1 pseudogene is annotated in these 506 nt (G+C 44.5%); it reads right to left on the minus strand.

Features of this window, described 5'->3' with window-relative positions:
- Positions 1-14: 14 nt before the first annotated feature.
- Positions 15-506, minus strand: a pseudogene (locus tag R7P74_RS29710) (Gfo/Idh/MocA family protein); the annotation flags it as partial.

Here is a 506-nt window from a genome sequence, read left to right on the forward strand (position 1 = left end):
ATTGGTTCTAGGGATTAATTGCAATGCACGGCTTGTTCTATGCGTTGATAGATCTGCTCTGCAAGCTGGTGGCTCGCTATGTTGCGTTGCACTGTGCTTGTAGCCAGCTTGCCTGATTCAACAACCTTAAACCAATCGAATAGCATAGCGTGAAAACCTTTACTCGTGAGCATTGGTGTCCAATCTTTTAAGTTCAACTTACGTTCTTGATTGTCCTGCCACAATTTACCTTCCACAAACGAATCAAACTCAAATGCTTGGTTGGCATAACATGCCTGAACGCGTTCGTTTGTGATGCCAAAATGACGATTCATTGAAGCGTGTAGTAGGGTATCACCGTGTTGCCATTGCACATCCAGACGTGCGAGTTGTTGGCCGTCAAATTGGTGAGTGATGTAGACGTTTTGCAAATCGGCTTTTGCTACAACATTTACGCTGTCTAGCGGGTGAATAAAATCGTCAAAGATGAACGTACGGAGTTCTCCCAGCAGATTGTGGCGATTTTT

The organism is Vibrio sp. 2033, from assembly GCF_033339735.1.